Genomic DNA, 6,601 nt, shown 5'->3' with positions numbered 1-6,601 from the left:
GGCCGACGCCGAGGCTCGGCGGCACGAGACCCGCACGTTCTCCGTCTTCCCCGACGACGACGGCATGTACGTGGTGCGCGGCCGGCTCGACCCGGAGGTAGGCGCGGCGCTGATGCGGGCGGTCGAGGCCGCGAGCGACGCTCTGTTTCGGGGCGAGCGAACGGCCGATCTCGACGACGAGACCCTTCCCGAACAGCGTCGCGCAGACGCGGTCGGGCTGGTCGCCGAGCGGGCGCTGGCGGCCGGATTCGGCGACGGGCCCGTGAGCGGCTCGCGGGCCGAGCGTTACCAGGTCGTGCTGCACGTCGAAGAGGAGGCACTGAAGGACCCGGTGTCCCAGGCTGCCCTGCACCCCGCCCACGTTTCCGCGGAAACGTCACCGCCCTCGCGCCCACTCTCGGAGCTGGAGGACGGGACGCGCGTTGCCGCGGAAACGTCCAGACGGCTGTCCTGCGACGCGTCGGTGGTCAGAGTCACGCGTGCGGGAGCGTCGAGGGCCGGCGAGGCGCGCAGCGCCGAGGGTGCGACCGGCCCGATCCTCGACGTCGGCCGACGCACGCGCGCGACGCCCCCTTCGCTGCGCAGAGCGCTCGAGGCCCGCGACCGGGGCTGCCGCTTCCCCGGCTGCGGCGGGCGCTTCACGGACGCGCACCACGTCGAGCACTGGGCGGACGGGGGCGAGACGCGGCTGGAGAACCTGGTGCTGCTATGCCGCAGGCATCACCGCGCGGTGCACGAGGGTCGGGCGATGGTGTGCCGGGGCGCCGACGACGCGGTCGCCTTCTTCATGCCGGACGGCCGCGTGCTCCACGACGCGCCGCCGACAGCACGACGTAACGGGCGCGGCAACGGTCGGGCGAACTCAGTCCAGCTCGCCGACCTCCGGCTCGATCGACCTTCGTGGCGCAAGGGCGCGGCCCGGTGGGCGCGGTACCGGGATGTGCCCTGGGGGGTCGAGGTCAGAGCGCTCGAGGCCGTCGAGGCAGCGGCCGACCCGTAGCGGCGCACGGGGCTGCGTTGCGCAGCCGCCCATGGGGGGCGAGTCGTAGCCGCCCATGGGGCGGGCCGATGCGCTGCTCGCGTTTCCGCGGAAACGTCCCGAGCCGACCACCGACTCGGTCGTCGACGCGGACGGCTCGGGAGTATCCGGCGATGACGGCGTCCTCCCAGGAGGGCGCGGTCCGCCTTATCTGCCTTCCGCCCCCGACAGCTTCGATATCGCGATCCATTTCTCCGGGTCGACCGCGTCCCTTATGGCCTCCCACAACGCGGCCCAGATCGCCTCGAACTGAATCTGATCGACCGGCAGTGAAGGGTCCGCCCGATATCGTTCGATGGCGTGACGGGCGGCCTCCGCGGCGCCGGCCAGGGCCTCGTCCACGGCGGCGGCCTCCGGGGGCGTCAGATCGGCGACCCGGTGCACGAGATCCCGGTAGAAGGCACCGCCGTCGGAGGCGAGCGAAGCCCCGCGAGCGGCGATCGACGAGAGCGGGTCGGGGGCGTCCAGGCCGTGCCGCCAGAACGGCAGCGCCCAGTTGTTCTGGGTGAGGAGGCCGGCGGGGTTTTCCACTCCGGTCCAGACGTGGACCACGGCGAGGCGGTGGCCCGTCCCTTTCCCGTGCATGGTCGACGGGTGATTCAGGAGCAGCAGTTCCTCGTCCACGGCGCCGGTGTGATCGTGCCACACGTCCACGCCGAAGGGCTCAGCGGGCGGAGCGTCCCCCGGGCCGAGCGGGATCGCGAACGCGACCCCCACGAGCTCTCGACGGCCGTTTCGGGACGCGTAGCTGAGTATGGCGGGTCTGGCGGGGTCCAGCGCGTCGCTCATGATCCGTCCCGAATGCACCCAATGCTCGCCCATGCCCGGGAAATCGGGACCGAGGCGCCGATACCCCGATCGCATCGCCGCGGAGGGATCGCCGAAACGCTCCGCCGCGCGACGAGCATGTTCGACGAAGGGGCGGGCTTGTTCGATGAAGAGGCCGGTCTCTTCACGCTCGAGCGGGTTCTGCGCGCGCGCGCCCGGATCCTGAGCACGCGCCTCCGGGTCCTGAGCACGCGCGCCCTGGGAGAAAGCCGCCGACACGACAATGCACGCGCCAACCGCGAGGGAAACCCGGAGCGCATGTCGTAGAGCCGGGGCGCCCCGATCCCCGAGCCTCATTGCAGTCTCTCCAATTCGGCCTGATCCAGCGCGGCCAACAACTCGGCGAGTTGGCTGTCGGTGAGGCCGTGCGGATATCGGCTCGCCAACTGCATTTGTCGCCTCTGCACGCTGGAAGGAGCAATCCCTCCCTTGTGGTCCTCAACCGGGTAACTCGAGAAGGACAGCTTCTCGATGACCGCCCATGGCGCGAGAAACGCGCGGGCGCCTTGCAGGAGGACGATGCCGTCGGGCCGCGCCAGCAACAGCTCGCCCCTCATCTCGCCCTCCGCGAGTTCCAGCCGCACCTGGCTGCCCAACCCGGCAGCTACCGCCGCCTCATCGTAGCCCCCGCCGACTCGGCATCCCGCAAGCAGGGACGCAACCAAAACGCACGCGCTGAGCGCTGTTCGCATATTCATCGTACCGGAATCCGGGTCGCGTGGAACGCCTCTTCCATCGGTCCTTGAAGTTCCTTCCAGCGTTTCATGAGGTCGGGGACGAGGCTGTCGGTGGGCCGGAATGGACCCGCCTTGTCTGCTCCGCGAATCCAGGTCGGGCGCACCCACTCGGTGTAGTATCCCTGCGAAGCCAGCAGGAACGTGCGCTGCTCGCCATCGGGCTCCGGGCCCACGTCGAAGGTCGCGCGGAAGCCGGAGCCGCCGCTCGTCACCAGATAGGTGTCGTCGGCGGCCGCGACGCGTGCCTCCAGGTCGTCGCGGGCGCTGCCCACCAGCGGAGTGATCCGGTGCACGGGGATCGTTCGAGTCGACGCTTCCGTAATCGACGCAGACCACGTCATGTGGTCGATGCGCCACTCGTCGGCCAGAAAGGAGAGCCGGAAGCGGGTGGGCGCGTCTTTTCGGACCGGCACGCGGAAGGTGACTTCCTTCCACGCGATGGGTCCGGTATCCCCGAACCGGGACACTTCCTGAAAGCCGGCCTCCGTCTCCACCTCCAGGCGCAGCCCCATCGTGCGATGGAACCAGCTACCCAGCTCGATCGCCGTCCCGATCTCCTCTATGTCGCGGGCCATCCAGTCGAGCGCCCGCGCCCCCTGCGCGCCGAGCATGAACTCGTAGAAGAGCACGGTGTTGAGAAGGCTGTTCCTGAGCCGGAGCACTATCGCGGCGGTGTCCCCCGCGATGGGGGGCAGCGTGGCCTCGAGCCAGTCCAACGGATCGCCCGCGCCGGCAGCGTCGACTCGATCCGGGGATGAGGCGAACACCCGCTCATCGCGCGCCGACAGGTCGTCTGCCACGTCGCGGCCGTCTCGGTCGATGACCCGGTCGAACTGATTCAGAGTCGACACGACCGCGGGCACGTTGTCCTCGTCGGTCACCACGCGCTGGCCCGCGGCGTGCCTAACCTCGACCAGCTCGAGATGATTGATGAAGTGGGTTTCGAGCGCCTCGTTGCGGATTTCGAGTTCGACCCAGCCTGCCTCACTCGCGGCGACCGAAAGACGGTCCATGTCCCGGCCCTCGAGCAAGGGAGAGATACTGTAGGAGAAGGCCTCGGCTTCCAGGGTTTCTTCGCCTTCGTGCGTCGAGTAGATGGTCGGACAGGAGCCGAAACACTTGGGATCCGCCGCGCATATCAGCGCGACGGAGCCTGCGACCACCAACACCGTCGTCCCGAGGGACGCCAGGATCGAGAGACTCACGTCGGTCGTCCGGTCGAACGCCTCCAGGCCCAGGACGCTGTCCAGGAGAACAGCGCCGACGGTGCCTATCGGCTGCCTCAACAGGTCGTAACGCTCGCCGGCCCCTACGATCGCGCGGTCAGACACTGTGGCGCCGTCCAGGAACACCACGACCGACCCGTCCGCCAAAAAGGCGCGTACCGGCGATTCGACGTTCTGGGGCGTGGCCGGGACGTCCCTGAGGGTCGATTTCATCACTCTGAGACATCCCGACAGGGCAAGCGCGCCGAGGAGAACCGGCACGAGCCCAAGGCCCGCTTTCAGCCGGGCAGAGCGCTCCGGTAAGCGTCCTCGACGAGACGGATGATGGGTGGCGTAGTCGCGGGTGGCCTGGGTGGGTTCCATGGTGGCCTCACAAGCGGAGATAGGACAGCGGTCCATTTTCAAACTACCTATCACAGGGTTCATCAGCGACGAAGAAAGCGCCTGCACGTTTCAGGGTGGTCAGACGCCGACGCCGGGCGTGATCTGACACCAGACGTCGTGCCCGTCGACGATCTCCGCCTTGACGCAGAAGTTGTCTCTCCCCGGAGCGATCGAATCGGCGACGAGGAGGCGATATGAGAGTCCCCTGGGATCGGTCGTGGGGACGAGCAGAACCTCGTAGTCGAGCCCGTTGAATCCCGCGGACGACAGCTCGAAGCCCCTGACGTCGAACGCGAGGTCGAGTTCCGCCGAAGGCGTGGAGACCGTCATGGAGCCCACCCGATCGTGGAACCTCACGTCGTATGTGCCCTCGGAAAGAGCGACGAGAGCCTCTTCGGCTCCGCCGCCACCGCCGCCGCCATCACTGCCTCCACCACCCGTGACGCAGCAATTGCCCGAGCCGGTTCCGAGACCGGTAATCCCGCCTTCTCCCATGTAGCAGCCCCCGACGACGAAGGCGATCCCTATCACTGCAGCCGCGCGTCTCATGGTCTCCTCCCGGCTCCGGGTTATTCGATCTTGCTGCACCAACCTGCGCCGGGTGGTGACAGAGGGTGGGCCGCGGGAGTACGTAGGAGACCGGCTTGATGTACGTAGCTGGTGCTGCGCCCGACGGGTGCGCGTTGGCGCCTGGGGGAGATTGAGGACCCTCAAGCTGACGGCGCACGCAGTGAGGCGGTGGGTCTCCTCGGAGACGGACGAACGGGCGCGAACTCGAGTGGGACGGATCCGCGCGAAGCGGGGGATCGAAACCAAGGTGGCCTCCCGACGTGGCCTGGGCGACCCCCGGTCAGATTACCGGATCGAACGTGACGTGGAACTCGCCGATCTCGTGCGCCAACGACTCCGAGCCGTCCACGGGCCCGTCTCGCGCGTTTCCGCGGAAACGTCTAGCGCGTTGACGACGTCCGGACCGTCGACTCTGCCGTCCCCCGCGTTTCCGCGGAAACGTCCCACGTGGACATGCGGGCGCCGCCGACGGTGGGACGCGCCCCGTCGATTGTGGGAGGCGCCCCGTCGCCGCCTTTCGAGGCCATTCCTGGCGACTCCCAGGCGTGGCGCTCGCCCCGCAAACCGCATGGCACCCCCCGTCGGGCGAGGGCCGGCCGCCCGCGAAGTCGTCCCGAATAGCTATGGACAGTTTCTTCGGCTCGGAGTCGGGCGCACCTCGGACCGCTGTCTGAGACGTCGTCTCGCCGCGCCCACTGAACGCCTGCCCAGCGATCGTCACTCCCGCCTTCCCGCATCATCTCCGAACCCCGGTTCGGCCCGCAGGAGGGCGCTCAGAGCCTCGCCAGAGGGCCCCGTATATTGAGTGTAGACGATTAACGGGTAACGACTTGTGGTGCTGGAGGGGGTCACGGATCATGTATCTGGCGGAGACGGTACGGGTGGATGGTGCGGTGTCGGTTGCGCGTGAGGATGAGACCCCGAACCGGCGGCCGTACGCCCGGCGCGGTGCCCGCGGCCCGCGCCTGGTCCGGGAGGCAGCAGCCGGCTACGACCCGGCCGCGGCTTCGAACGACTCGGCCGACGACCCCGACGACGAGCTCTTCCTCCTCGGCGAACGCTGCGCGGAGACCTACATGCGCGCCGACGCGCTGCACTACGAGGCCATGGTCCTGCTCGCCGAGTACGACGAGCGCGGGGGCTGGCAGGATACCTGCTTTGCTGGAACCGCCGAGTGGCTCGCCTGGCGCATCGGCATCAAGCCGGGCGCCGCGCGCGAGCGGGTGCGGACGGCGCGGGCGCTGCGCGAGCTGCCGCTGATCTCGGCCGCGATGCGCGACGGCGAGCTGTCGTTCACCAAGGTGCGGGCGCTCACGCGTGTGGCGCGGCCCGAGAGCGAGGAGGCTCTTCTCGAATTCGCGCGCTCCTGCTCCGCGGCGCGGCTCGAGGCCAAGCTGCGAGGCTGGACATTGGACTCCGTCGCCAAGGAGGCCGACGCCGAGGCGCGCCGCCACGAGACCCGTGCCTTCTCCGTCTTCCCCGACGACGACGGCATGTACGTGGTGCGCGGCAGGCTCGACCCGGAAGTCGGCGCTGTGCTGATGCGGGCGATCGAGGCCGCGAGCGACGTGCTGTATCGGGGCGAGCGGGCGAGTAGTGGCGACGACGAGACTCTTCCCGAGCAGCGTCGTGCCGACGCGGTCGGGCTGCTCGCCGAGCGTGCGCTGGCTGCGGGATTCTGCGACGGTCCGCTGAGCGGCTCCCGGGCGGAGCGCTATCAGGTGGTGCTGCACGTCGAGGAGACGGGCTTGAAGGACCCGGCGACCCGATCCGCCATGCACCCCACCCACGTTTCCGCGGAAACGTCTGAACCGCTT

General features: G+C 69.1%; 7 protein-coding genes. 3 read left to right on the top strand and 4 right to left on the bottom strand.

Features of this window, described 5'->3' with window-relative positions:
• A partial coding sequence (locus tag ABFS34_15390; GenBank protein MEN8376811.1) for a DUF222 domain-containing protein occupies positions 1-1,000 on the top strand: 1,000 nt, incomplete at its 5' end.
• A 186-nt stretch (positions 1,001-1,186) separates the two neighbouring features.
• Here ABFS34_15390 and ABFS34_15385 read toward each other — a convergent pair.
• Positions 1,187-1,828, bottom strand: coding sequence for a hypothetical protein (locus ABFS34_15385; protein MEN8376810.1), 642 nt, complete (start codon positions 1,826-1,828; stop codon positions 1,187-1,189).
• A gap of 117 nt (positions 1,829-1,945) precedes the next feature.
• Here ABFS34_15385 and ABFS34_15380 point away from each other — a divergent pair, with 117 nt between their 5' ends.
• A complete protein-coding gene (locus ABFS34_15380; protein MEN8376809.1) occupies positions 1,946-2,134 on the top strand; it encodes a hypothetical protein in 189 nt (62 codons plus the stop codon).
• 26 nt (positions 2,135-2,160) lie between these two features.
• Here ABFS34_15380 and ABFS34_15375 read toward each other — a convergent pair whose 3' ends face one another.
• The 3 genes from ABFS34_15375 to ABFS34_15365 all read right to left on the bottom strand — a co-directional run bounded on the left by ABFS34_15375 (position 2,161) and on the right by ABFS34_15365 (position 4,763).
• A complete protein-coding gene (locus ABFS34_15375; protein ID MEN8376808.1) occupies positions 2,161-2,565 on the bottom strand; it encodes a hypothetical protein in 405 nt (134 codons plus the stop codon).
• A complete protein-coding gene (locus ABFS34_15370; GenBank protein MEN8376807.1) occupies positions 2,562-4,046 on the bottom strand; it encodes a hypothetical protein in 1,485 nt (494 codons plus the stop codon). Before ABFS34_15370 ends, ABFS34_15375 begins: the two co-directional genes overlap by 4 nt.
• Before the next feature lie 246 nt (positions 4,047-4,292).
• Positions 4,293-4,763: a hypothetical protein gene (locus ABFS34_15365; protein ID MEN8376806.1), complete on the bottom strand. Its 471-nt coding sequence runs from the start codon at positions 4,761-4,763 to the stop codon at positions 4,293-4,295.
• 878 nt (positions 4,764-5,641) lie between these two features.
• On the opposite strand from ABFS34_15365, the gene ABFS34_15360 reads away from it, so the two are divergent.
• On the top strand, positions 5,642-6,601 hold a 960-nt coding region (locus ABFS34_15360), incomplete at its 3' end, for a DUF222 domain-containing protein (GenBank protein MEN8376805.1).

Source organism: Gemmatimonadota bacterium (assembly GCA_039715185.1).
Lineage (GTDB): Bacteria > Gemmatimonadota > Gemmatimonadetes > Longimicrobiales > RSA9 > DATHRK01.
Note: the sequence above shows the minus strand (reverse complement) of the source record. Positions and strands in the feature narration are given on the sequence as shown.

What these genes read in the sequence shown, in the direction of transcription:
- ABFS34_15385 (MEN8376810.1), bottom strand. Translation starts at nt 1,828, where the DNA reads ATGAGCGACGCGCTGGACCCCGCCAGACCCGCCATACTCAGCTACGCG.
- ABFS34_15380 (MEN8376809.1), top strand. Translation starts at nt 1,946, where the DNA reads ATGTTCGACGAAGGGGCGGGCTTGTTCGATGAAGAGGCCGGTCTCTTC.
- ABFS34_15375 (MEN8376808.1), bottom strand. Translation starts at nt 2,565, where the DNA reads ATGAATATGCGAACAGCGCTCAGCGCGTGCGTTTTGGTTGCGTCCCTG.
- ABFS34_15365 (MEN8376806.1), bottom strand. Translation starts at nt 4,763, where the DNA reads ATGAGACGCGCGGCTGCAGTGATAGGGATCGCCTTCGTCGTCGGGGGC.